The 25,855-nt window shown below is 42.6% G+C and carries 23 protein-coding genes and 1 tRNA gene; 10 read left to right on the plus strand and 14 right to left on the minus strand.

The window, feature by feature from the left end; all coding sequences use genetic code 11:
• Nucleotides 1–466 precede the first annotated feature (466 nt).
• Nucleotides 467–1,561, minus strand: a complete 1,095-nt coding sequence (locus FSB76_RS13805; RefSeq protein WP_147054238.1) for an SGNH/GDSL hydrolase family protein — start codon at nt 1,559–1,561, stop codon at nt 467–469.
• A 330-nt stretch (nt 1,562–1,891) separates the two neighbouring features.
• Entirely contained in the window at nt 1,892–3,484 is a 1,593-nt protein-coding gene (gene nadB, locus FSB76_RS13810; protein ID WP_147054240.1) for an L-aspartate oxidase, read from the minus strand.
• A gap of 407 nt (nt 3,485–3,891) precedes the next feature.
• Here nadB and nadA point away from each other — a divergent pair, with 407 nt between their 5' ends.
• Together nadA and FSB76_RS13820 are read left to right on the plus strand one after the other, a co-directional pair.
• On the plus strand, nt 3,892–4,884 hold the full coding sequence (gene nadA / locus FSB76_RS13815) for a quinolinate synthase NadA (protein ID WP_147054242.1): 993 nt from the start codon (nt 3,892–3,894) through the stop codon (nt 4,882–4,884).
• A 71-nt stretch (nt 4,885–4,955) separates the two neighbouring features.
• Nucleotides 4,956–5,261 carry a GIY-YIG nuclease family protein gene (locus FSB76_RS13820; RefSeq protein WP_147054244.1) on the plus strand — a complete coding sequence of 102 codons (306 nt, stop codon included), beginning with the start codon at nt 4,956–4,958 and terminating at the stop codon, nt 5,259–5,261.
• Between the two features lie 129 nt (nt 5,262–5,390).
• Here FSB76_RS13820 and FSB76_RS13825 read toward each other — a convergent pair.
• A tRNA-Gly gene (locus tag FSB76_RS13825) sits at nt 5,391–5,463 on the minus strand.
• A gap of 178 nt (nt 5,464–5,641) precedes the next feature.
• Here FSB76_RS13825 and FSB76_RS13830 point away from each other — a divergent pair.
• Both FSB76_RS13830 and FSB76_RS13835 read left to right on the plus strand, forming a co-directional pair.
• Nucleotides 5,642–6,019 (plus strand): four helix bundle protein, encoded by a 378-nt coding sequence (locus tag FSB76_RS13830; RefSeq protein WP_147054246.1) that lies wholly within the window; start codon nt 5,642–5,644, stop codon nt 6,017–6,019.
• A gap of 131 nt (nt 6,020–6,150) precedes the next feature.
• The gene (locus tag FSB76_RS13835) at nt 6,151–6,660 is read left to right on the plus strand and encodes a gamma carbonic anhydrase family protein (RefSeq protein ID WP_147054248.1); all 510 of its coding nucleotides are present in this window, start codon (nt 6,151–6,153) and stop codon (nt 6,658–6,660) included.
• Here FSB76_RS13835 and FSB76_RS13840 read toward each other — a convergent pair.
• From FSB76_RS13840 to FSB76_RS13860, 5 genes are all read right to left on the minus strand, one after another.
• Complete coding sequence (locus FSB76_RS13840; protein WP_147054250.1) at nt 6,650–8,296, minus strand: Ig-like domain-containing protein; 1,647 nt, start codon at nt 8,294–8,296, stop codon at nt 6,650–6,652. The genes FSB76_RS13835 and FSB76_RS13840 overlap by 11 nt on opposite strands.
• Nucleotides 8,297–8,411: 115 nt before the next feature.
• Nucleotides 8,412–10,274: a tRNA uridine-5-carboxymethylaminomethyl(34) synthesis enzyme MnmG gene (gene mnmG / locus FSB76_RS13845; RefSeq protein ID WP_147054252.1), complete on the minus strand. Its 1,863-nt coding sequence runs from the start codon at nt 10,272–10,274 to the stop codon at nt 8,412–8,414.
• 423 nt (nt 10,275–10,697) lie between these two features.
• Nucleotides 10,698–10,943 carry a CBU_0592 family membrane protein gene (locus FSB76_RS13850; RefSeq protein WP_147054254.1) on the minus strand — a complete coding sequence of 82 codons (246 nt, stop codon included), beginning with the start codon at nt 10,941–10,943 and terminating at the stop codon, nt 10,698–10,700.
• Between the two features lies 1 nt (nt 10,944).
• Nucleotides 10,945–12,813, minus strand: coding sequence for an ABC-F family ATP-binding cassette domain-containing protein (locus tag FSB76_RS13855; RefSeq protein ID WP_147054256.1), 1,869 nt, complete (start codon nt 12,811–12,813; stop codon nt 10,945–10,947).
• Nucleotides 12,810–13,466, minus strand: coding sequence for an NAD(P)H-binding protein (locus FSB76_RS13860; protein WP_147054258.1), 657 nt, complete (start codon nt 13,464–13,466; stop codon nt 12,810–12,812). The genes FSB76_RS13855 and FSB76_RS13860 overlap by 4 nt, the downstream gene beginning before the upstream one ends.
• 323 nt (nt 13,467–13,789) lie before the next feature.
• Here FSB76_RS13860 and FSB76_RS13865 point away from each other — a divergent pair, with 323 nt between their 5' ends.
• From FSB76_RS13865 to FSB76_RS13880, 4 genes are all read left to right on the plus strand, one after another.
• A complete protein-coding gene (locus FSB76_RS13865; RefSeq protein WP_147054260.1) occupies nt 13,790–14,500 on the plus strand; it encodes a pirin family protein in 711 nt (236 codons plus the stop codon).
• 91 nt (nt 14,501–14,591) lie between these two features.
• The gene (locus tag FSB76_RS13870; RefSeq protein ID WP_147054262.1) at nt 14,592–15,368 is read left to right on the plus strand and encodes an MlaE family ABC transporter permease; all 777 of its coding nucleotides are present in this window, start codon (nt 14,592–14,594) and stop codon (nt 15,366–15,368) included.
• Nucleotide 15,369: 1 nt separating this feature from the next.
• Nucleotides 15,370–16,161, plus strand: coding sequence for an ABC transporter ATP-binding protein (locus tag FSB76_RS13875; protein WP_147054264.1), 792 nt, complete (start codon nt 15,370–15,372; stop codon nt 16,159–16,161).
• Complete coding sequence (locus FSB76_RS13880) at nt 16,158–16,946, plus strand: MlaD family protein (RefSeq protein WP_147054266.1); 789 nt, start codon at nt 16,158–16,160, stop codon at nt 16,944–16,946. The genes FSB76_RS13875 and FSB76_RS13880 overlap by 4 nt, the downstream gene beginning before the upstream one ends.
• Nucleotides 16,947–16,997: 51 nt before the next feature.
• Here FSB76_RS13880 and FSB76_RS13885 read toward each other — a convergent pair whose 3' ends face one another.
• A complete protein-coding gene (locus FSB76_RS13885; protein WP_225976508.1) occupies nt 16,998–17,957 on the minus strand; it encodes a DNA/RNA non-specific endonuclease in 960 nt (319 codons plus the stop codon).
• A gap of 6 nt (nt 17,958–17,963) precedes the next feature.
• Nucleotides 17,964–18,422: a hypothetical protein gene (locus FSB76_RS32490; RefSeq protein ID WP_225976509.1), complete on the minus strand. Its 459-nt coding sequence runs from the start codon at nt 18,420–18,422 to the stop codon at nt 17,964–17,966.
• A 349-nt stretch (nt 18,423–18,771) separates the two neighbouring features.
• On the opposite strand from FSB76_RS32490, the gene thiL reads away from it, so the two are divergent.
• Nucleotides 18,772–19,818, plus strand: coding sequence for a thiamine-phosphate kinase (gene thiL, locus FSB76_RS13890; RefSeq protein WP_147054268.1), 1,047 nt, complete (start codon nt 18,772–18,774; stop codon nt 19,816–19,818).
• Nucleotides 19,819–20,244, plus strand: a complete 426-nt coding sequence (locus FSB76_RS13895) for a hypothetical protein (protein ID WP_147054270.1) — start codon at nt 19,819–19,821, stop codon at nt 20,242–20,244.
• A 75-nt stretch (nt 20,245–20,319) separates the two neighbouring features.
• On the opposite strand, the gene FSB76_RS13900 is transcribed toward FSB76_RS13895, so the two are convergent.
• The 4 genes from FSB76_RS13900 to FSB76_RS13915 form a co-directional block, all read right to left on the minus strand.
• Entirely contained in the window at nt 20,320–21,972 is a 1,653-nt protein-coding gene (locus FSB76_RS13900; RefSeq protein WP_147054272.1) for a M28 family metallopeptidase, read from the minus strand.
• A 147-nt stretch (nt 21,973–22,119) separates the two neighbouring features.
• Entirely contained in the window at nt 22,120–23,532 is a 1,413-nt protein-coding gene (locus tag FSB76_RS13905; RefSeq protein ID WP_147054274.1) for a glycosyl hydrolase 53 family protein, read from the minus strand.
• A 98-nt stretch (nt 23,533–23,630) separates the two neighbouring features.
• Nucleotides 23,631–24,971 (minus strand): APC family permease, encoded by a 1,341-nt coding sequence (locus FSB76_RS13910; protein ID WP_147054276.1) that lies wholly within the window; start codon nt 24,969–24,971, stop codon nt 23,631–23,633.
• A gap of 2 nt (nt 24,972–24,973) precedes the next feature.
• Nucleotides 24,974–25,840: a KilA-N domain-containing protein gene (locus FSB76_RS13915; RefSeq protein WP_147054278.1), complete on the minus strand. Its 867-nt coding sequence runs from the start codon at nt 25,838–25,840 to the stop codon at nt 24,974–24,976.
• Nucleotides 25,841–25,855: the final 15 nt, after the last annotated feature.

The following is a 25,855-nucleotide window of genomic DNA, read 5'->3' on the forward strand; positions in this document are numbered from 1 at the left end:
CACCGGCCAAGCCCAAAGGGGACGCGTAGTAATTTGGTTTAAAATATAAAAAAGGGGATATCATATTGGTGACATCCCCTTTTTTGTGACTTTCTATGAAAATTTTAAAGTAGTTTAATATTCAAATAGGAGGTAGCCCCGAAGGGGCAAAGGAAATTCTGATTTTTTTCTACAAACGGGTAGCCTCTACGAGGCAGATTATCAATTTTAAAATCACGAATTGGTCTCTCTTATCATATTTTAACAAAAAAAGTCTGTTTCCCTCCAGGCAAAACAGCATTATTCGGACGCTGATAGTCTGCCGAACAAACTATTATTTTCTTCATAAACAAACCAAAACTTTCCGAGACATACTATCAAAACGGTGATAGTCTGCCTCGTAGAGGCTACCCATTTGTAGCACACCCACACACAATTTTCCTTGCGCCGTAGGCGCTACCTCTCTTTGCGATATAATTTTTTCTTTTTAATTCGCTTTCAACAAACCTTCAAAAAATGGTTTAAGCTCTTCGGCCAGTATTTCATGATCGACCACGCTGGGGTGGCCCGAGCAACCATGTGCATCCATTGCTTTAAAAAAGAAGGTGGCTACCGGCTTATCCCTGGGATAAATAATATCTATCTGCTTTTTGATGCTGATAAGGCAATGCTGTAAAATAGTGTTAGATGTATCGCGTATCATGGGGCTGCTCAGTAAAGCTATCTGCGATTTGGGATATTTGGATTTTACCAGCTGCACAAATTTTACATAATCGGCCACAAACTGCAAGGTATCAAAAGCGGCGCGGGGGCTACCATCGCCTTTGCTCATATCATTTGTGCCTAAAGCGATACTTACTATTTTAGGGCTATAGGTATTAAAATCCCATTTCTGCTGATTGTTTACCTGGAAATCGGCATGCTCATATACCTGCGGCATCGAAGGGCCATTCCTATTCCAGGTACGGTAAATGCCGATACCGCTTACACTGGCCAAAACAAAATTGGCATTTAAAGCCCGGCTAACTCTTGGCCCGTAAGCCATATAGGCGTTGTGATGGTCATGATAATCGCCGGTACCGCATGGTATTTCCGAATCATCGGCTGCAGCGCCGCAGGTAATACTATTACCTATAAATTCAATTAACGGAAGTTTGGGTATTGCCATGCTTTTTATACCAGGGGCAGCTATTTTCGAAATAATTATTGCGCCGGTATGTGCTTCGGTTGCTTTATATATCCAAACAATATGCTTACCCGGCCCATCCGCCTTTATGATAAGCGGCGCGGTTACACCACCATCAATCCTGATCCTTTTTTGATAAACCCCATCCAACTCATATTGCAGGTAATTATGCTGGCCGGCTGCAGCAATTGTGGCATATACAGCACATGCTGTGCCCTTAAAGCTAAAGCCAAAATGTGCTGCCGATGTAATCAGTTCCAATTGATGTTGCTTGTTGATTATAGTGCGCCCGATAGGTTTTAACTGCGCCGCAAAAATGGTATCTGTTGATTTTTTGTACCCATAACTTTTTCCAGTGGCCAGTATAACAAACGCTATTGCTAATCTTATTTTCATAAAGGTTGTATTAAACAGGCAATATTGATCATATTTTGATGAAATACAATATTGGTCAATTTATTGGCATAAAAGGCTATAAAAATATCAGGGCGAAAAAAACCGCAGGGCCGGGGAATGTTATATCCGCCGGAGGCGGGAAAATTTTTTTTGGAAAATAGGGGGCCTACAAATATCACGTTGTCATTTCGACGAACCGAGTGGACTTGCGTGGAGGGGGTGAGGAGAAATCTTGTACGCCCTGCGTCGCGAAAGGCTAAGGCGATGCACAACGTATAATATTTCTCCCTCGTACCTCGTTTCGAAATTACAATTCAATTTGTTATCCCTCTAAAACACCGTATCCTTAATCTCTTCCGCATGCACCGGGTAATCTGTAGTATAATGCAGCCCACGGCTTTCTTTCCTTAACATGGCCGATTTTACTACGATGAATGATACCTGGATCAGATTGCGCAGCTCGCAAAGTTTTACGGATAGCTTTGTTTTTTTGTAGAATGATTCTGTTTCTTCATATAATAAACCTAAACGGCGCATGGCTCGTTCCAGCCTGAAATCGGAGCGGACGATACCCACATAATCGTTCATCAGCTTTTGCATTTCGCGCACATTGTGGGTTACCAGGATATCTTCATTTGATAGTTGCACGCCATGCTCATCCCAATCCGGAATGTTTTCGGGGATCACAAAACTTTCAAATTTTCCTATCGCATCTTCATAAATACGGTGTGCAAATACCAATGCTTCTAACAACGAGTTGGATGCCAACCTGTTGGCGCCATGCAAGCCGGTTGATGAGCATTCGCCGCAGGCATATAACCTTAGTATAGATGACTGCCCTACATGATTAACCATAATACCACCACACATATAATGACAGGCTGGTGCAACTGGAATCATATCTTTGGTCATGTCTATACCAATTTCCAGGCATTTGGCATATATATTAGGAAAATGATTTAAAATATCTTTTTTACTGCGATGGCGGATATCCAGGTACACAAAATCCTCGCCCGATTTTTTTATCTCGGCATCAATGGCTCTTGCTGTTATATCCCTTGGCGCCAATGATTTACGAGGGTCGTACTCCTGCATAAACTCTTCGCCGTTGGTACGTTTTAATACACCGCCAAAACCACGCACCGCTTCAGATATCAGGAACGATGGGTATTCGCCGGGGTTATATAAAGCAGTAGGGTGAAACTGGATAAATTCCATATTCCTTACCTTACCCTTGGCGCGGTAAACCATGGCAATACCATCACCGGTGGCAATAGTTGGGTTAGTAGTGATAGAATAAATATGGCCGGCACCTCCCGATGCCATTACGGTAACTTTTGACAGTATCTTTTCCACAACATTACTTTCGGTGTTGAAAGCGTAAATACCATAACAGGTAATATCGGTACTGGATTTACCTACCAGCTGGCCCAAATGGTGCTGGGTAATCAGGTCGACAGCAAAATAATGTGTTAATATCTCAATATTCGGGTTCTTGTGGATCTCTTCCAGCAACGATCTTTCAATTTCCAGACCGGTTACATCCTTATAATGCAGTACACGGAATTCGGAGTGGCCGCCCTCTTTAGCCAGGTCGTAAAAGCCTTCGTTGGTCTTGTCAAAATTGGTTCCGTAGTCAATAATTTCGTTAATCCGCTCGGGTCCTTCTTTAACAACGGCTTCCACAACTTCGCGGTCGCAAAGGCCGTCGCCGCTTATTAACGTGTCTTCGATGTGTTTTTCAAAAGAATCTTCCTTTTTATCAACAACTACTGCTACACCGCCCTGGGCATACTTCGTGTTCGATTCGTCTTCGTTTGATTTTGTAACTATCAGCACCTTACCGTGTTTGGCTGCCTTAAGGGCAAAACTTAAACCGGCGATGCCTGATCCTACGATCAGAAAATCAACATTTCGGGTCATATTTTATGTATATATGTGTAAAAGTACAATTGTTGTTAATAACCCGTATAAAACATGTTAATTTCGTGTAAACAAATAGCTAACAAATAATCAAAGTGTGGAGAACTCCACTTTTGATGCTGAAAGTGAATAATTTTTCAGCGACTTTTGCGCAGTTTAAACACTAAAGCTAACATTTTACAGGTTACCTAATTATTAACAAATAACTTTTTAAATTAATATTTGATTGTCATACAAATCACAGGATCAATTCAATAGAAAATAAAAACCTGTGGAAAACTGTTAATAAAAAGTGAAAAATAACTTTTAAAGCATTTTTTTAAATGACTTTTGCACATAACTAACACCATAACAAACAATAGTTTTATTTATATATAAAATTAGTTGTTATTAATTGATTTGTTGAAATGGATATCTTCGAAGAAATAAATGTGACAGGATTTGTGGACGAATACATCGACCCAACCCTTGACTTGTTTGATGAAATTGAAAAACTTAAAAAGGAAAAAAACGCCGTCATTCTGGCCCATTACTACCAGGATCCCGATATACAGGATATTGCAGATTATATTGGCGATAGCCTTGGGCTATCGCAGCAGGCTGCTAAAACGGATGCCGATGTTATTGTTTTTGCCGGTGTGCATTTCATGGCAGAAACTGCCAAAATACTTTCGCCTTCAAAGAAGGTTTTACTACCCGACGTGAAGGCAGGTTGCTCATTAGCAGATAGTTGCCCGCCACATTTGTTTAAAAAGTTTAAGGAAAACTATCCCGATCACCTGGTAATCACCTACGTAAACTGTACGGCCGAGCTGAAAGCTTTAAGTGATATTGTTTGTACATCAAGCAACGCGGTGCAAATTGTAGAGAGCCTGCCGAAAGATCAGAAGATCATCTTCGGCCCCGATAAAAACCTTGGCGCATACGTGGCCAAAAAAACAGGTCGCGACCTGGTGTTATGGAACGGTGCCTGCATGGTGCACGAAATTTTCAGTCGCGAAAAGATAACCAAACTGAAGGAGAGACACCCCGGTGCAAAGCTGCTGGCCCACCCCGAATGTGAAGAAGTGATATTGCAAATGGCCGACTATATAGGCTCTACAACGGGTATTTTAAAGTACGCGGGTACTCATCCCGAAAAAGAGTTTATAGTGGCTACAGAGGCCGGAATACTGCACCAGATGCAAAAAGAGAACCCGGATAAGATATTTATTCCGGCGCCGCCAAATAACAGCTGCGCCTGCAACGATTGCCCGCACATGAAACGCAACACGATTGAAAAATTGTACCTGTGTTTAAAGAATGGATATCCTGAGGTTACCGTACCAAAGCATATTATTGAAAAAGCTGTTAAACCCATTGAAAGGATGCTGGAGATATCGGCAAGGCTGGGGTTGTAAACCACTCGTCATTGCGAGGTACGAAGCAATGACGGGTGGTTATATGAAGTATACTTCACAAATATCTAACTATGGGAAGAGGGGGCTATATTTACATCGTTACTAACATGACACATTCTGTTTTGTATATCGGTGTAACCTCGGATATAGTAAGCCGGATCTGGGATCATAAAAATAAAACCTATCCTGATAGTTTTACAGCAAAGTACAATTGTAATAAATTAGTTTACTATGAAGGCTACCCACATATAGAAGAGGCCATTGCGGCTGAGAAATTATTGAAAGGTGGAAGCAGGGCTAATAAGATCAGATTGATAAATGAAATGAATCCTGAATGGAAAGATCTTTACGATGGATTAGTTGATGATCTGAATTGAAATAAAAGTTAATTCTCTCACCGTCATTGCGAGGTACGAAGCAATCCCCGATGTGCTAAGTCCCATATAGTTCGGGATTGCTTCGTACCTCGCAATGACGGGTGGTTAGAACATTGCTTTAACTATTAGAGCGGAAAACGGGATTCGAACCCGCGGCCTTCAGTTTGGGAAACTGATGCTCTACCAGCTGAGCTATTTCCGCTTAAATTTGTATCCAAACATAGGAATAAAAAAGAATTATTGAATTATTGAATTATTGAATTATTGAATTATTGAATTATTGAATTATTGAATTATTGAATTATTGAATTATTGAATTATTGAATTATTGAATTATTGAATTATTGAATTATTGAATTATTGAATTACCTTAGGTATACATGAATGATGTTAGCAGAATTGAGTTTGCCGAGATGTTCAAAAAAAGAACCAAGAAATTTGTTGTCGATAATATTAAACTTTTCAAGTCTTTACCTAAAACAGAAGAAGCGAAAATAATTGGGAGGCAGTTATTACGGTCGTCTTCGTCCGTAGGTGCAAATTACAGGGCTGCTTGCCGGGCCCGGTCTCAGGCAGAGTTTCATGCCAAGTTATCCATAGTGGTTGAAGAAGCAGATGAATCTGTATTTTGGATGGAGGTATTAATCGAAGCTGAAATCATTAAACTTTCCGATATTGCAATTTTGATAGATGAAGCTAACCAAATTCTGAAAATAGTATCGGCATCCAGAAAAACGGTTACCATCAATAAGTCGTAAAATAAGCAATTGAAAAGCATTTAATTATTCAATAATTAGCTAAGAAGTGCAGCTTCAATCAGTAATTCAATAATTGGCTAAAAGTGCAGCTCCAATCAATAATTCAATAAATCAGTAATTCAATAATTAAAATGGTGATACTACCCGTTAAAGATAAAAGCCCAATCTGGGGCGAAGATTGTTTCATTGCCGAAAATGCAACCATTGTTGGGGATGTGGTGATGGGCAGTAATTGTTCGGTTTGGTTTAATGCGGTTATTCGCGGCGATGTGCATTATATCAGGATAGGGGATAATACTAATATTCAGGATGGAGCGGTGATACATGCCACTTATTTAAGGGCGCCTACCAATATTGGCAGTAACGTATCTATAGGCCATAACGCCCTGGTGCATGGCTGTACACTGCATGACCATACCCTGGTGGGTATGGGCGCCATCGTGATGGATCATGCGGTTGTTAACCAGTTTGTGATCATTGCTGCCGGTGCCGTAGTACTGGAAAATACCGTTTGCGAATCGGGTTTTTTATATGCCGGTATGCCTGCAAAAAAAATAAAACCTTTAACAGATCAGCAAATAGAGCTGCTTAAGCAGCTTCCAAAAAACTATATCATGTATTCGGGTTGGTTTATGGAGTAAGTGGCTCCCTGGGCACTACAATAGGCTCCTCGGCCTCCCAGTTGGGCCTCAGGGTAATCTCTTTTTCGTTTACCCAGGTATTTTCCGGTTGCTTTTTTAAGTGCACGTTACCGCTGTCCCACCGGCCGTTTTTATTTTCATCATAAATTACCCTAACGAAGTACTTGCCGGTTAAAATAGTTTTATAAACTACCGGGCCGTTTCGCCTGATGGGGGTTGTTTCCAACACTACCTTTTGGTCATTCAGCAGCTCAACAACGTAAGCTTTTGAGGTATCGGGCAAAGTAACCTTCAAGGTAAGTGAGCTATAGTTTTCGGGCTTATCAGGCTGGAATTTTTTTGAAGTAAATTTATTTTTATCACCGTATATATCCGTGAATGCGCCGGGATTAAAAATAAGCTCATATTTGGCGTTTTGCCGCCAACGGTATTTAAGTGTTAAACTTTTAACATTGCCGGTATCTTTTTGCAAAGTATAATCGGATGAGCCCAGGCCAATTGAATCCTCCTTTAGTGTGATCTGCGCATTGTCAATAACATCTACGGGCAGGTTGCTGGTAATTTTAAGATCGTTACCCGGCTTTAGCTTATCGTTTGATACATTGTATTTAAAATTGAATACCCTGGTGAAGGTTTCTTTTTTCTGTTTTAGCAGATACGTGGTATCAACCGGTTTATTGTTGTCATAAACAGCTACCCGGATAGAATCGAAGTTCATGTATTTTACAAACACCGATGCGGTATCCTTGGTCTTGCTAAACTCAACATATTTTTGGTTATTGATATCTGCGGGGTAAATTATTTTTAGCGATGGGTTTTGCAAAGCCTTATTAAAAACAAATAACATTTTGCCATCAACGTCAAATCGTTTTTCCGAGAATCTGAATTTTTCGGGGAATTGCTTAAACAGGTTTAGTTTTATATTTGCCGTATCAGATTTAAGGTTGATGGGTTTCTTTAAAAAAGCGATGAGTTCATTATCGTTATTAAAAATTTTATCGGGGCTTGCTTCTTTTAACGCGTAGATGCGGTACTGGTCTTCATGTAAATTATTCAAACTAAAATTTCCCGATGAATCTGTAGTGGTAAAAATAGATGGCTTTTTTTTGCCAAACAGGAGGGAGTCTTGTTTTAGCGGGAAAAGCATTACGGTTACGTCTTTTTCTTTTTCCTGGGTCAGGGTGTTATTTACATTTCCAGAAATACTGAGTGAATCGATATGCGGACCGGTTGAAAAAACGTAAGTGAAATTTTTCATCACGTTACTTTCGTTTACATCCTGAATGCCTTTTCCAAAATTGATAACGTAGGTTGTATTTTTTTTAAGGGTGTCTTTAAAAACTATGCGCAGGTGTTTTTTATTGGCGGTGTACTCCGGTTGTTTTTCCATGGTAGGGCTCATGGTAATTTCGGTGTACTGGTTGGCCAGTTTTATAAACTCGTCAAATTCCAGGTTAATTTCTTTGGCGGCAAAATTACGGGTCTTGTTGGCCGGCAAGGCCTTCACCAAAACCGGCGGTGTTACATCCCTGGGGCCTCCCTGCGGTTGTTGCTGGGCTGCGCAGCCAAAAATGACCAAAGCGACAAAAATATAGAAGAAAAAATTGTAAAAATTAGCCGATTTTTGATTTAACATGGTTTTTAGGCGATATAAGCGATTTTTATATTTTTACGAATCCTACTATTAGAAATCTAAAATAATTGATTTAAAAAGACTTTTTGTAAATTATTAATTATCAGTTAGTTATAAGCTACCGGGATACATGAACCATTAAAACCGAAATATCTGACGGCGAGACGCCCGAAATTCGAGATGCCTGGCCTAAAGTGCGTGGTTTTATCTTCATCAATTTTTCGCGGGCTTCTTTTGATAACGAAACTAAAGTGTGATAATCGAAATTTGGATTGATCTCGCGGTCTTCCATTTTTTTCATCCGGTCAACAATTTCCATTTCTTTTATAAAGTAACTCTCATATTTGATTTTTATTTCAGCCTGCTCAATTGTTTCTTTGTCATAGGCCGATAATAATTCTTGCAACCCAGTGTCGGCTTTTTTAAGATCATTGAAACCAACCTGTGGGCGGCTTAACAGATTGAAAAGTTTGGCACCCTGGTTAATGGCCGATGTACCCAGCTCATTCAGCAAACCATTTACTGCCGATGGGTCAATGGATTTGGTGCGGGTGTAGGCAACAATATCATCCGAGTTTTTAATCTTCTGATTTACCTTATCTAAACGCTCGTCGCTTATCAAACCTAAATCATGGCCTATTGGGGATAGGCGGATATCGGCATTATCCTGTCGTAACAACAAGCGGTGCTCGGCCCTTGAAGTGAACATGCGGTATGGTTCTTCGGTGCCTTTGGTTACCAGGTCGTCAATCAACACACCTATATATGACTCCGATCTTTTCAGGATGAGTTCGTGCTTATCATTGATTTTTTGATGCGCGTTGATACCTGCTATGAAGCCTTGCGATGCTGCTTCCTCGTACCCGGTGGTACCGTTGATTTGCCCGGCGAAGTAAAGATTGCTGATCAGCTTGGTTTCTAAAGTAAGACCTAATTGTATAGGCGGGAAATAATCATACTCGATGGCGTACCCCGGACGGAACATTTTGGCGTTCTCAAATCCTGGTATCTGGATCAATGCTTTGTACTGCACATCTTCGGGCAAAGAGGTTGAGAAACCATTTACATATATCTCTACAGTGTTCAATCCTTCCGGCTCAACAAAAATCTGGTGACGGTCGCGTTCGGCAAAACGGTTTATCTTATCTTCAATAGAAGGGCAGTACCTTGGGCCTAATCCTTTAATGCGACCGGTAAACATTGGTGATTTTTCGAAACCTTCTTTTAAGGTTTCGTGTACATTGGTATTGGTATAAGTAATCCAGCAGCAGCGTTGCTGTTGGATCATTTCGATATCGGTGTAAGAGAAACGACCGCGTTCTTCATCGCCCCATTGCTCTTCCATCAACCCATAATTAAGGCTGCGTCCGTCGATGCGGGGAGGGGTGCCGGTTTTCATCCGGCCAGCCTCAAAGCCTAATTCAATCAATTGTTCGGTTAGGCCTGTTGCCGATTTTTCTCCGGCCCGGCCACCTCCAAATTTCTTCTCGCCTATGTGGATGATACCATTTAAAAAGGTACCATTGGTAAGTACAACGGCGTCGGATTCTATCTCGACACCTAAGGAAGTACGTACGCCTGCAATGGTATTTCCTTTAATTAAAAGGGATGAAACAGTATCCTGCCAGAAGTCGACATTGGGGGTACGCTCCAATGCTAAACGCCATTCTTCGGCAAACCGCATACGGTCGCTTTGCGCTCTTGGGCTCCACATAGCAGGGCCTTTCGACTGGTTGAGCATCCTGAATTGGATAGATGTTTTATCGGTGATAATACCCGAGTAGCCACCCAAAGCATCAATCTCGCGCACTATTTGTCCCTTGGCAACACCGCCCATGGCCGGGTTACAACTCATCTGTGCAATCACGCCCATATTCATGGTGATGAGCAAAACAGACGACCCAAGGTTGGCTGCTGCTGCCGCTGCTTCACAGCCTGCATGCCCTGCACCAACCACAATAACGTTATATTTCTTAAACATTTTATACCTCCATGTTCCACGTGGAACAATCAAATTTATTACACTAATTGTCTCGATTTTTTTCTAATTACACGAATAAAACCCGGATGGTTTATATGATTTAATTAGCTTTAAAAGGTGCCAAGTAGTATTTATTTAAACTGCGGTTATTACCGCTTTTATTAATGCCGATCTGATGGTGTTATCTTTTTGATGTTCCACGTGGAACATCAAACCACCAGCATTGAGCTGAATATATAATGAGAGTATGACTCTATTTTATACTCATGTTCCACGTGGAACATGAGTATCTGTATTATCTTATCGTTTGTAATATTTGTATTAAAAAGTATCAATTTATTGCATAAAAATGTCGCTTTATTATTCAATAGTATATCATTTGTATAGCATTTGTGTGTTAAAATAGCTATAAATAACCTTCTTTTAAACGGACGTTCCACGTGGAACCCGCAATAAAGATACCAGTGCCACAGTACCCCAAACACCCTCTAAAACAACAAAAGGGTAGAAGCTTACCATATACGATGCATAACAGCAAGTACCTGCACCTATAAAGTTCAATAGCTTGTATAGCCTGCTTTCTGACGATAGTTTATTCAGTAAATTAAGCACAAAGGCTATCAATAAAATGATAACACCTATTGATGCTATGATATCTGATAATTTCATTTTATACTCCGCTTAATTCTGTTAGTTCCATCCAACGGGCGCTTTTAGTATCCAGTTTTTTATTTAAATCGGCTATCTGCGCTATGGTTTCATTAAGCTTTGCTAACTCAATTCCTACCTTGTTTAACTCGTCGGTTTTAGCTTTTATGCTGTTTTCTATAACGGTAATTTCAGCTTCTATAGTCTCCAGTTCCTTGGCTTCTTTAAAGCTTAATTTACTTTTTTTAACAACAGGAGCAGCAACAGGGGTAGGGGCGGTATTGCCTTTTTTAGTCTGTTGTTTAGCTTCATCCAGCTCAACCCGGTATGATGAATAGTTGCCATTATAGATGCGCACTTTACCTTGGCCTTCCATAATAAATAGCTGGTCGGTTAGTTTATCAAGCAAATACCTATCGTGCGATACCATCATTAATATACCCGAATAATTGGTTAAAAACTCTTCCAACACATTCAAGGTGTCGATATCCAAATCGTTGGTAGGCTCATCCAGGATCAGGAAGTTAGGGTTCTTCATCAGGATGCTCATCAGCTGCAAACGTTTCTTTTCGCCGCCGCTTAGTTTGGATATGAAACCATACTGCTTGGCAGGAGGGAACAGGAACAAAGTGAGCAGGGCCGAGGCCGAAATCATTTTACCATCGGCCATGGTGATGAACTCAGCCACGTTTTTTACCACATCTATTACACGGTCATCCTCTTTAAATACAATTCCCGATTGGTGGAAGTAGCCGATAACCGTAGTTTCGCCTTTTACAATGGTTCCTTTATCGGGTTGTAAACCTCCGGTAATTAAATTTAACAGGGTTGATTTTCCTGTACCGTTTTTACCGGCTAAGCCAATCCTGTCGCCTTTTTTAAATACATAGCTAAAGTTTTCGATATAGGTAATGCCGTTGAAGCCTTTATACAGATGCTCCATTTCCATAATCTTGTTGCCCTGGCGTGCTGTTTTAACACTTAATTCAACCTTCTCACGGGCGCCACCCTGCTTAGTCTTTTCTTCAAGGTCATAAAAAGCATCAATGCGCGCTTTTGATTTGGTACCACGTGCCTGTGGCTGGCGGCGCATCCATTCCAGTTCTTTCCGTAAAAGGTTGCTGTTTTTCTGGAAAGATGCTTCGTCTGCCGCATCGCGCTCGGCTTTCTTTTCAAGGTAATAGGCGTAACTGCCATTATAAGGTACTATCTTACCACGATCAATCTCCAATATCTCGTTACAAACGTTATCTAAAAAGTACCTATCGTGTGTAACCATCAGTATGGTTTTAGATCCGTCGGTCAGTAACTTTTCCAGCCACTCTATGGTATCAATATCCAGGTGGTTGGTAGGCTCATCTAAAATATAAATGTCAGGGTCTTCAATTAACAGCTTAGCCAGCGCCAAACGTTTCTTTTGGCCGCCCGATAGTGTGCTGATGTGCTGGTTAAGGTGATGAATATCCAGGCGGCCCAAAATAGTTTTTATTTTGTACTCATACTCCCAGGCATCAACCTCGCTCATCTCTTCCATGATCTTTTCAAGTGCCTTGGCGTTGTCAGGATCGTTCTCCAGCAGTTCCTCGTATTTACGGATCATTTGCTGCTGTACATCATCGGCATGAAAAATATAATCGCTGATGGTTACGGCATCCTTAAAGCCGGGATCCTGTTCCAGGTAGCCCATATTCAGGTCGTGTGCTTGCACCACCTTGCCTTCGGTCGGTTTTATATAGCCGGCCAGTAATTTTAATAAGGTTGATTTGCCGGCGCCGTTAACACCAACCAGTGCAACCCTGCGGCCGCGGTTAATGCCTATGGTTATATTTTTAAATAACCAGTTGTCATGAAATTGATGGCCAAGGTTCTCGGCAGATAGATAAGTACTCACGATAGTTGCTTTATTTGATCAGACTCGTAAATAAACGTGCCTGTATTGTTTTTTATTGATTGTTTGTACATGGCCATAGCCACCGTTTCGCCGGCGATGCTCCGGTATTTCTTCCAGCTGCCAAATAACAGTGGATTTATTATTTTATAGAAAGCGATCAGCGCTTTTTCCATTGATCGTTTTTCCTGCCTGTTGCCTGTTAACATAGATGGGCGGTAGATATGTAACGCAGGTAATCCTAATTGCCGGATATCAGCCTCAGTTTCGCCCTTGGTTTTAGTGTAAAAAAATGACGAACCCACATTGGCACCTATAGATGATACCAGGTGATACTGTTTGATACCATTCTTTAAAGCCAATTGCGCCAGTTGAACGGGATAATCATGGTCGATATGCCTGTAAACTGTTTTATCCGGTGTTTTGGCATTGGTTGTACCCAGGCAACTGAATAAAGCATGCCCCGTTAGCGCATCGGAATAGCTATCCAGCTGGTCGAAATTGACCACCAGCTGCGTTAATTTCTTATGATCGAGATCTGTTTTTTTCCTTACCAGGATCAAAACTTCGTCGTAAAAGCTTTCGCGCAGCAAAATTTGGAGCAATTTACTGCCAATAAGTCCTGTTGAACCTGCAATAATAGCTTTATTTGCCATTGATACTTAATTTTTTGCAAAAATACATATAATTAAATCAGTGCAAATATGAGGCGGGTTGAATTGGCGGCGAAGACTCACCCGACGAGGCTGCGCCCGTCACCCTCTCTTCACCCTGCGGGTGGAAAGAGGGGTTTAAACGGTTAGTTATACTCATTGCCGTAAATTTGTCCATATTCAAGTCCCTCTTTCCTGCGAAGCAGAAGAGAGAGGGTGACGGGCGCAGCCTCGTCGGGTGAGTCTTCGCCGCCTTATTAACCTGCCAGGCCAGCCTCTTGGCACACCTATTGATGTTTAAACATATAAAAAAGGAAAACATAACAATGAAAACAATATTTTATCCCGAAAATGAACGCGGTAAAAACGATATAGGCTGGTTAAAGGCAAATTTCTCATTCAGCTTTGGCCCTTACTATAACCCCGAACTGATGAGTTTTGGAACTCTTAGGGTTTTAAATGATGATATTATAGCCGCAGGCAAAGGTTTTGGCCTGCATCCGCATGATAATATGGAAATTGTGACCATCCCGCTGGAAGGCGGCCTGGAGCATCAGGATAATATGGGCAACAAAGGTGTTATCAACGCCGGGGATGTTCAGGTTATGTCGGCCGGAACCGGAGTTTATCATTCCGAATATAATGCGTCGAAAACAGCAATAGCTAAAACTTTACAGATATGGTTGTTTCCGAAAGACCGAAATGTAACACCGAGATACGATCAAAAGAGTTTTACCGATCAGTTTAAGTTAAATGAACTAACTGTCCTGGTATCACCCGACAGGAGCGAAGGTAACCTTTGGCTGCACCAGGATGCCACTTTTAGCATGGGTACTTTCGAGGCTGGAAAAGCTTTAAATTATGCCATAGAAAAGCCCGGCAACGGCGCTTATGTGTTCTTGTTAGATGGGCGTGCTAAAATAAATGGGACCCTATTAAACAAACGGGATGCTATGGGTGTTTATGAGAGTAGTTCATTTACAATTGAAGCCGAAGAAGAATCCCGTTACCTGATCATTGACGTACCGATGTCATAAATCCTGCAAGCCGACCGCCAAGAGCCAATTTTTTCTGAACTGCAAAACATTTTGACAATACGTTGTTGTATGTCAAATTATAACCTAATATATGGCAGAACAGGCAATTACCGGCTGGCGAAAGTGGATGTTGAACATTGGCGAACAATGTGTCTTCTTCGGCAGATTTTTCAGAAATATTTTTGCCGGCGGCTTCGAATGGTCGGAGTTTGTGCGGCAATGTTACGAAATTGGTTACAGGTCCCTGATGTTGGTGGGCATCACTTCCTTCATCATGGGCTTTGTGCTTATTCTGCAACTCCGGCCATCCCTGGTCTCGCTTGGTGCGGCAAGCATGCTGCCTAAAACCCTTGCCGTATCATTTGTGCGCGAAATGGGCCCGGTTATTACCGCCATTATTTGCGCCGGTAAAATAGCCTCCAGTATTGGCGCCGAGCTGGGTAGTATGAAGGTTACCGAGCAAATAGATGCCATGGAGGTATCTGGCGCCAACCCTATACAATACCTGGTGGTAACCCGCATTATAGCAACCAGCTTAATGGTGCCATTATTATCGGTAATTGGCGATGTAATAGGTTTAACAGGCGGTTTCCTTGCCCTTAATATCAACGATAAAATAAGCTTCACCCTGTATTTTCAGAAGTGTATAGGCTCGCTTGATTTTTCAGATTTTTTGCCGGCAGTTATAAAAACTATCTTCTTCGGTTTCGCTATAGGTTTTGTTGGATGCTATAAAGGCTATCACTCCAATAAAGGTACAGAAAGCGTGGGTATTGCGGCAAATTCGGCCGTAGTAACCGCTTCGCTCTGGATCTTCGTTATTGACGCTATAGCAGTACAAATCACCAGTTTACTATTTTATCATTGAGATGGCAGCAAAAAAGGAAGATATCGAAACTATGGAAAAGCCATCTGCATCAAAGGATGAAGTGGTTGTACATGCCAAAGGCCTTAAAAAAGCCTTTGGAGAAAAAGAAGTATTGAAAAACATCACTTTCGACCTGAAACGAGGCGAAAACATGGTAGTATTGGGCAAATCCGGTCAGGGCAAATCGGTAACCATACAATGCATTGTGGGTATGCTTAAACCAGATGGCGGCGAACTTACCGTTTTTGGCGAAGACGTGGCACAGATGAGCGATGAGGAATTAAAGCAGTTACGTATTAAAATAGGTTTCCTGTTCCAGAGCGGGGCTTTATATGATAGCATGACGGTGCGGGATAACCTCGAATTCCCGCTTACCAGGGTGCTTAAGCTTAAAGACCAGGCCGAGATTGATAAAAGGGTAGAAGAGGTGTTAGACAACGTAGGATTGCTTGACGCTATTGATAAAATGCCATCCGATCTATCGGGCGGGATGCGCAAAAGGGTGGGGCTGGCCCGTACATTGATTGTAAACCCCGAAATTATGCTTTACGATGAGCCAACCACCGGCCTTGACCCGATAACATCGCGCGAGATCAGCGAACTAATACTCCATATGCAAAAAAAATATAAAACATCATCCATCATCATTACCCACGACCTGGAATGTGCACGTATTGTGGCCGACCGGATTGTAGTAATGAACGATGGCGAATATATAGCCGAAGGCTCCTGGAAAGAACTCCATAAGGCTGATAACGAACTTGTAAGATCATTTTTTAACGAAACAACATGAAAACCACATCATCACAAAAAATAAGAATAGGCCTTTTTACCTTCCTCGGGTTGGTAATACTGGGACTCGCGGTATTTTTTATCGGGAGCCAGAAAAGTATGTTTAACTCCACCTTTACCGTTTATGGCACCTTTAAAAATGTAAACGGGCTGCAGGTAGGCAATAATGTACGCTTTGCCGGTATTAATGTTGGTGTGGTACAATCTATTAACATCATAACCGATAGCTCGGTACGGGTTGATCTTACCTTGAACGATAAAGTAAGGCAATTTGTAAAAACTGACTCGAAACTAAGTATAGGCAGCGATGGTTTAATGGGCGATAAACTGGTTGTTTTAGCTCCCGGGGGTATCTCCAGCAACCAACAGGTGGCCGATGGTGGCCGGCTTGCTTCAGTAAACCCGGTTGATGTGGATAGGATAATAACCAAACTAACTAAGGTGGCCGATAATGCCGAATCAATGACCGGCAGCTTAGCAGAAATTGTAGGTAAAGTGAACAGTGGCAAAGGCAGCCTGGGCCGCCTGCTCAATAATGATAACCTGTCGAAAAGCCTGGAAAGTACTGTGAACCAGGCCCGTGTAACCATGAAAAATGTACATGCCACTACCGGAACTTTAAATGAAGATCTGAAAGCGGCACAGTCAAACTTTTTGCTGAAGGGGTTCTTCAATAAAAAGAAGAAAGCGGCTAAAGCAAAACAAGACTCTATCAAGAAAGCGCAGGAAAAATTGCAGAAGACTCAGGATAAAGCCGCAAAGGATAAGGCAGACGATAATAACTAATTATTCAGCTAAAAGGGCTGCAAATAAACGCTGTTTGCAGCCCTTTTTAGTTTACAGGTTATCCTTTTTAGTTTCTACGGCATCCTGCACCGCCTGCGGCAGGTTTGACAGCAGGTTATAGCCGGTAGCCTTCTCGATGTCCCGTACGGTTACGCGGTATTGTTTCCAGTCGGCATTAATGGTGTTAACGTTGGGTGTATTAACGGCTATTACCCTTGTGGTTGCTGTAATCCTGTTAACGTCACCATCGCCGGTTGGCACCACAACTGCCACTTTCCAAACGTTGCTTGGTACTGTTACGTGACCACTGGTAATAGTGCTAACAGATCCCTTTGATCCCGTTCCACCGGTTCCGTAGCTTCCCATTACTATGTATACTTCATTGCCGGCAACAACCTGCTCGCGCAGGTAATTTTCAAGATTTGCCCAGGTTTGCTGGTTGTTTTGTGGAGCCTGCGGTATCATATTAGTCATCAGGAATGTAGCCGAGTTGGCATTAACCGAGCTTGTACGGTCGGCCGAAGGGCAGTTATGCCCCCTATCGAACCCGGAGCCCGAATAGCTATTGCTTTCTACCTCATAAAAGCCTGCAGGTAAGCCGTTAAAACCGGCAAAATTATCAAGGCGGGCGGTGGCGTTGGTAATATTGGTTGCGTCAAGATGCCAGCTTACCCAATTTGGTGTGCCGCGTGTGCTGTTATATGATTCTTCGTAATATTTTTGATCAATGAGGTAGTTATTGGCCATAACAATAGCAGGTTGTGCATCCGATGGGTTGCCCAGCAAAATGTTGCTGTTATCGCCGGTTGCCGGCTGTGCATCGGTGCCTGCAATAACCCCTCTGTCGGGCGCTGCTGTGCCGGTATTGCCCGTAGTATCGCTGCCGCCGGTATCGGGCGGGCCAACAATAATTCCCGGATCACCCAGGCCCTTGAAAGTAATATCATCAATGTTAATGCGGGTTGTACCCAGTTTCCTGATCTGGAAACGGACTTTTGCTGTTGTAGTCACCTTAAATTAGTCGGTAACCAGGCTGGTGCTGTTTTCGGCGATGTCTGTACCCAGTTGCGTAAACGTAGCGCCGCTATCTGTCGACATCATCAGTTGCCAGGTTGATGCGGCGTCATTACCATATTTGGCATGTTTGATGCTGATTTGCTTTAAGCCTTTTACATCAAATTTCATAGTGATATCGCCGGTGCGCAGCCTTACTGCTTTATTGCCATCTTTAACATCAGCGGCCAAACTGCCTATTAATGCATCGTTAAAACTCCATAAACCGGTACTTAGCTGAACATTTGCAATGGCATAAGCCGTTTTGGTGCCGTTTTCAAAATTTTCAACAACAGTGTAAGGCAGCGGTTGTTGTACAACAGTGGTATCGCCGGGGGGCGTGTGTGGGCTTTGCAGGTCTTTTTTACAGCTGGCTATAGCCAGCATTAAGCCAATACAGATAAATAAATTTCTTAATTTCATAGGATAGTTTTTAATGGAGCAAAATTCGGCAATTAATATTAACTAAATATTAATAAACTATAGCAATACTATATTACTGAATTATCTACCGAAACAAATACAAATTCAGGGCCTTAATATTTCTATGCGCTTAAATTGGGTACAGCATCAGTTTAGTGTTAACCTTGAAAAAATAATAAAACATTGATTATTATATATTTATATAGAACTTTATTTGAAATGTGTTAAGTTATGTTAACCCAATTCAGGTGCGTTTGCCCCGAAACCCTTAGCTTCTATCGCTTTATCTAATGGGAATAATTGTATTTTTGCTGATTGATGGCAAGTTGCCGGCGTAATTACAAAAAACATGTTTGAAAATCAGGAAAGAACAAATCTGGAAGAATTAGGCGAGTTTGGCCTGATAAGCCATTTAACCAAAAATATAAAACTAACGCAGCCAAGTACCAATAAGGGAGTAGGTGACGATGCCGCAGTACTTGATTTTACCGGCAAAAAAGTTTTGGTAAGTACCGATATGCTATTAGAAGGCATTCATTTCGACCTGGCATATACGCCCTTAAAACATCTGGGTTATAAAGCCATCCAGGTTAACCTGAGCGATATTTACGCTATGAATGGCACAGCGTCGCAGGTTACGGTGTCTATAGGCATGTCGAGCAAATTTCCGTTAGAAGCAATTGAAGAACTTTACGAAGGCATTTATATAGCCTGTGAAAAATATAATGTCGACCTGGTTGGCGGCGATACAACATCATCAAAACAAGGCCTGGTAATTAGTGTAACATCAATAGGTTATGCCGATGAAGTGGATGTGGTTTACCGCAACGGAGCCGGAGAAGGTGATTTGATTTGCGTATCCGGAGATTTAGGCGGCGCTTATACCGGCCTGCAATTACTGGAACGCGAAAAGCTGATTTATTTGGAAAATCCCAATATTCAGCCCGACTTGGAAGGTAAGGATTACATCGTAGAGCGCCAGTTAAAACCAGAAGCCCGCCGCGATATTGTAGAGCTGCTTAAAAGCATCGAGGTAAAACCTACGGCAATGATAGATGTATCTGACGGCCTTGCCTCCGAGATACTGCACATTTGCAAGCAAAGCGATAAAGGCTGCAATTTATACGAAGAGAAAATCCCGCTTGACCCGATGACTTACGAAACAGCCCGCGAGTTTAACCTTGACCCAACTGTATGCGCGTTAAGCGGCGGCGAAGATTATGAACTGCTGTTCACCGTAAAACAGTCAGACTACGATAAGATAAAGTTTAAGATGGACATTACTATCATCGGGCACATTACCGAAGCTTCCGCAGGCTGTAACCTGATTACCAAATCCGGAAACTCACACCCATTAAAGGCACAAGGATGGAACGCGTTTAAAAAAGCGGAATAAATGCTGGGCAGGCTTTTAAGCAGGTTTTATTTAAATAATCACCCTGAGGGCAATGTACCTGTTGCAGTAAAAAGGGGCGTGGTATTGCTTTATTTAGCGCTGATTATCCAAATGGCCAATAACTCGCTTGATCATATACACCTCTTTGAATTTATCACCGAATTGCTTTTGGCTATATACATCATATTTGCTACAGGCGAGGGACGTAAATGGGCGAGGATTGTAACATTGATTTTTATAATTTTTAATGTGATATCGTTCATATGGGCCGCGATTGTTTTCTTTCAAAAAAATCCGGCCGTAAAATTAAGTCCGGTAGTAATGGGGTTGTTTTTAGGAGAGATCCTGTTAGAAGTTACAGCTATCGCGATGCTTTTTTCAAAGAGTGCGGCCATTTGGTTTAACAGGTCAAGGGTTGCCCTATAAATATAAAAATGGCCGGGCGCTATAGCAGCCGGCCATTTTTATATTGCTTTGAGCCTTTGGCATTCCGCTTTAAGCTTATTTACCGATAGATTTATCCCTTGCTGCCTTAAACTCCGAACCGGGTTTCCAGCCGGGGAAGGTAGTTTCGTTACCAAGTTTGGTACCTATCCTGAAAAGGATATCGGCTATCTGGGCCATGCCTGTAGCATCCATATCGGGCGTGTAATTATCGGCTTGCTGATGATAGCGGTTTTCGTTATAGTCTTTTTCTTTATCGGCGCCATAGGTACCATCATGCGTTTTGCTGGTGCTTCCTATATTAATATCAAGTGCCGGAACGCCCAGCTTGGCAAAGTTGAAATGATCTGACCGGTAATAGCTTCCAGAGCCGGGTGTACGGTCGCCAACTGTGGTTAGGCCGTCTTGCTGTGCAATAGCACCAACATAATCTTCCAGTTCATTTTGCCCTTTGCCGGTTATGGCAATGTCTTTGGTTTCGCCATAATCGCCAATGGCGTCGATGTTTAAATCGGCAACGGTTTTATTAAGGGGATAAATAGGGTGCGTTGCATAATACTCAGAGCCCAATAAGCCTTGCTCTTCGCCTGTAACCGCTAAAAACACCATGGAGCGCTGCGGTTTTGCTGTTGATTTTTTAAACGCGTTGGCTATGCCGATAATTGAAGCCACGCCATCGGCATTATCAATTGCCCCGTTATAAATGCTATCGCCCTGGGCGTTAGGTTTGCCAATGCCCAAATGATCCCAATGGGCGGTATACAACACGCATTCGGTGGGCCTGGTGCTACCTTTTAAAATGCCAACGACGTTATGAGATGTAGAATATTTTAGTTTGGTATTAACGGTTAAGTTAACAGTCCTGTTAAGCGGAATAGCCTTAAAGTTTTTATCGCGAGCAATGGAGCGAAGATCTCCGTTGATACCGGCATCTGCGAAAAGCTTTTTGGCGGCGTCTTCTGTAATCCATCCCTCAACCTTACAGCGGTTCATGTGCTTATCAGGTTGTGTCAAATAAAGTTTTGCTCCCGAGTTACTGTTCGAAACAACACTCCAGCCATAGCTTGCCGGCGCTGTTTGGTGCACAATGATAACTCCTGCTGCGCCCTGGCGGGCGGCTTCCTCAAATTTATAGGTCCAACGGCCATAATAGGTCATGGTATCGCCTTTAAACAAATCTTTCCGACCCGATTTAAAGCCCGGATCATTAACCAGCACTACTACCGTTTTTCCTTTTACATCCAGCCCGGCATAATCATTCCAATGGTATTCAGGCGCTACAACACCATATCCGGCAAAAACCAAAGGGGAGTTTTTAAGTTCAACAGTAGCCACTTCGCGGCGGGTAAAGGCCACAAAATCGCTGGTAACATGCAGGCTTAATGGCGATTTGCCTCCGCTGATTTCCATAGTGGCCGATGGTGTGCTGGTAACCTCAACCATAGGAACATCCTGGTAGTAACTGCCATTATTTCCCGGCGCTAACCCGGCTTTTTTAAACTCAGATGAAATGTAAGCGATGGCTTTGTTCTCCCCGACTGTAAAAGGTTTGCGACCCATCATCGAATCGGCTGCCAATACCGCTATTTTTTCTTTAATTTCTTCGGGGCTGACGGCTTTGGCTGCCTCTTCCGTTTTTTTATCGTGTTTACAACCCGTAAATACAACGGCGCAGGATAATAATAAAAAACAAAATTGTTTAATATTCATATAGTAGTGTTTTTTCAAATGTAATTAATTGGGGTTGATTATAAAAGCCGCTCCTATTGTGGTATCAACGATAAATTGGCAGATTGTATTAGCCCCAAGCCCTAAGTTCTAATTCAAAAAAATCAACTTCAGACGTACTACTTAACACTATTGCTTAACGCCATATTTGCGCGCAATTTGCGGGTACACATCAATTAGCGCGTTTGACTTACCGTCCCTGTCAAAAATCTGCTCCCAGGTGCTCAGCGGTTCCCATATGAATGAACCAATACCTTTTCCGCCAGGTACTGTAAATGCAATATCGTTAACTTCTCTCTTTAGTTGAGTGTACTCGGCAACCATAACCTGTTTATGATAACGTTGGGCCATATCGGCCATGTTGGCTTTCAAATCATCCGGCGTGCCATGCCATTTGGGATAGTACGACAGTCCAATCACATCAAACGGCAAATTTCTTGCCGCCATGTTGTCCATAAAAAACCGCGACTCGAGGTTTTGGCCGCCTAAGGCAATATGTACCATGATAATGGTTTTTGGGCTAACGGCCTTTACTCCCTTTACGCCGGAGTAGATCAATTGCGCCAGGCTATCCAGGTTGTTAATCTGCCCGTCGGGCCAAACCACGCCGTGATTAATCTCGTTGCCAACCTGCACCATATCGGGCGTGGTGTTTTGATCTTTCAGCTGTTGCATTACCATCGCTGTATAATTCTGCACCGATTTTTTTAGGGTGATAAAATCCTGCCCAACCCAGGCTGCCGGTTTATTTTGCTGCTGCGGATCGGCCCAGTAATCACTGTAATGAAAATCGAGCAGTAGCTTCATACCCGCGGCTTTTACGCGTTTGGCCATTTGCCTGGTGTGCTCCAGATCGCAAAACCCCTTTGTTGGCGAATATCCTTTTGGCCCGGCAGGATCATTAAAAATGCGCAGGCGGATGTAGTTAAAGCCATGCTCCTTCAATATTTGAATAGCATCTTTTTCAACGCCTTTATCGCTGAATTTAACCCCTTTTGCTTCCAGCTCGGGCAGGAAAGAGATATCGGCGCCTAATATTTTGTCAGTTACCGTTTTGGCAACGTACTTATCGTTGGTTACCTTATGCGGGCTTCCGGGCTGTACGGTGTGAATTTCGGTTGATCCGGTCCATAAGCTATCGCTTTTTGCCTCAAATTTTACATGGCCACGTGTACGCCCTGCAATTAATTTTACCCAAAGCTCGCCGTTTTTCATGTTGGCCCGCGCCGATGTATCAGTTATTGTAGCTGCAGCATCCGCTTTGCCGGATGTTGTTATTGTCGCTATCCGCGCATCACCCTGTACCGAAAAACGGATAAGGTTACGGGCCGTTTTTACTTCGTCGCCTTTACTGTCAATTACCACCACTTTAATCATTACATCGTCGGCACCATTGGCAATAACCGTAGTTTTATAGGGGGTAATTTGTACCTCGGCCGGCTGACCGGCCGGCTTCACCGCCTGGCGACGCTGCGCAAACGAAGTAGAAGCTATTAAAAGCAAGCAACCAATGATAACAAAAGAGAAGGGGGATTTTTGCATAACTTTATAAATGGTTAATAAAGGTAATGCTTTGCTGGTGCCGATGGGATGGATAACATGATCTTTACAAACCCAAACGTAGATTATAGTAAGGCCATTTACGACCAGTTTCTTTTATACCATCTTTTTAGCCGGGTGATAAAGGCAATGCGCTGCCAGGCAACCTCGGCACTAAGCAGTGCGATAATGGCGAATACAGACGCCTTAACGGCATCGCCCTCTGAAGAGAAGGTTCCGGCGAGGGCGATTACGTATACCAGAACAGGAAGCATTAAAAGGATACAAAGCCCCGGCACGCCCAGCGGTATCTTGAATGGCCTTGCCCTGTCGGGTTCTTTTATGCGCAGTTTTACCAGCGTGATATATTCTAACGAAAGGCCTGCTCCATACACCGTTACGTCGATAATAAACAATTCGCCCAGTTTCCATAATATCATAAAACTCACCACCAGCGAGCAAATAATGATGGATACAAAGGGCGTGTTGAACCGTTTATGTAAACGGTTGATTCCGGCGGGCAGCAACTTGTCCTGGGCCATTACGTGCGGCACCCGCGAAACGGATAGCAGCACAGCGGCGTAAATACCTAAGGAACTCGCCATGCCTCCTACAGCAACCACAACGCCAAGCCAATGCCCGGCTATCAACACACCCAGGGCGGGCATTCCTTCATCCGTAAATTTGGTATGATTGATGCCCGATTGCTGTGCTACCCAGGTTATAAAAAAGTAAACCACTATAACCAGTGTAAACGCAATGATTATGGATAGAATATAGGAGCGTACCGGCCGCTCTACCTCCTCGGCATAGGTGGTCACGTTGTCCCAGCCCAGGCAATTCCACATCACCGTATACAAAGCCATCCCGAAAGATGGAAAATTAAGGCCTTTAAAAGATGGCGCAGGCAGCGTTAACGGCCCGGTATGGTGATGAAAGGCCAGCACAATTACAATAACCACCGGCGCCAGTACAATGGCGCTTAAAAATAAGCTTGCTTTACCCACCGGTACAATACCCAATATATTTAAGCCCGCTGATGCCCAAATGATGAGTAAACAAACCTGTATTTTATATTGAGCGAGTTCGGGATAAAAAAAGGAAGCATACATTACAAATAGCACCGGGTAAATGGCCAGGTCTACAAATGTATAAAGCCAGGTCCACCAGCCTTCATAAAAGCCCCAACGGGTGCCAAGTGCGTGTTTTACCCATTTATAATAGCCGCCGTTTACCGGCATCATGCTGTTTAATTCCAGCACGGTTAATATGGCAGGCACATCCCACAAAAGCGGCGTAATTAACAGGATAATCAATGCGGCATGGTCGCCGGCGTAAGCTAACAAAGGCTCCAGGCCGTAAGGCCCACCGGATACGGTAAAGAAGATAACAGCAATAAGCTGTATAGGCCTTATCTTTTTTAATGCGGCGGGTGATGGCATTTTTATTTATCCGTTTTTTTTGACGGTTTCCCGACAGGTAAAAAAGGGCTTTTGATTTTTTCTTCGGTATAGATAGATTTTCGTAGTGCCTTAAGCTGTTGTTCTGCAGCTTTTTTTAATGCGAGCAATCGTTGGTATTTATCAATTCCTTGTTCAATTAATATCGCATTATATCCCTCGAGATTAGATAAAACAAGTAATTCATGGGCATCTGCTAAATCTCTCATGTTTAGCCCTTTTAAGTGAAGTTGGGGGTTGGCCTCCCGCCATTGTTTTGCGGTAAATCCAAAGATTCCTACACTTAACAAATCGGCTTCGCTTGCATATATCAGCCACTCCCGATCTTTTTCGAGGTTTAATTTGGGAATTACAAAATCCTTTATAGCTGCAGTATGGATGGTATAATTCGCTTTAGACAAAAATCTTCTATAGTCCCATTCCGAACCCAGGCGCTTTTGCTCTTCATCTTTTAGTCGTTGAAATTCCCTTACTAATAATAATTGAAACCGTGGACTTATCCACATACCAAATTGAAATGCGATGTCTTTATGGGCGTAAGTACCCCCATATCGCCCTGGTTTTGCAGTAATTCCAATGGCACCTGTTTTTTCTATCCATTCTTTTACCGACAACACAAAATTATTTCCTCCTGCGGTGTTTTTAATTGTACCGAAATCGGTATAATTAAACTTTTCATTAAACATCGCCTCCCACTCACCCAGGTATTCAATTGTGTTTTTTAAACTAAGCCATTTTGTGATAATGATGTTTTCATGTTGGCTTTTAGCCATATCTGTCAGTGATATGTAGTCAATATCATTTTGAGAAAAAATGGCAATTTCAACGCCTTCAACATTAATTTTACCCATAAAGATTTAATTATA

Source organism: Mucilaginibacter ginsenosidivorax (genome assembly GCF_007971525.1).
Classification (GTDB): domain Bacteria; phylum Bacteroidota; class Bacteroidia; order Sphingobacteriales; family Sphingobacteriaceae; genus Mucilaginibacter; species Mucilaginibacter ginsenosidivorax.